The sequence below is a fragment of the Gilvimarinus sp. 1_MG-2023 genome, from assembly GCF_030548285.1.
This window is the reverse complement of the sequence record NZ_JAUOSC010001265.1, coordinates 1-257: the sequence shown is the minus strand read 5'-3', so window position 1 is coordinate 257 and position 257 is coordinate 1. Positions and strand designations below refer to the sequence as shown.

At 52.9% G+C, this 257-nt stretch carries 1 protein-coding gene; it reads right to left on the bottom strand.

From position 1 onward, the window contains the following. On the bottom strand, positions 1-257 hold a 257-nt coding region (locus Q4563_RS20935; protein WP_303605890.1), incomplete at both ends, for an HD domain-containing protein.

Here is a 257-nt window from a genome sequence, read left to right as displayed (position 1 = left end):
ATATTGTATTCACTCAGACGGTTCCGGATGCTGTTTGATATCTGTGAAATGATTTCGGCATGGCGGCCGCGATGATTCTTGACGGCTTTGCGAATCAGATTCGAGCGCATCGGGTGCATGGCTTCAAAGCACAGGTCTTCCATTTCGACACGAATGCTGTTGAGACCCAGACGATGGGCAATCGGGGAATAGATATCGAGGGTTTCGCGGGCAATACGGCGGCGCTTGTCGGGGCGTAATGATCCGAGGGTGCGCAT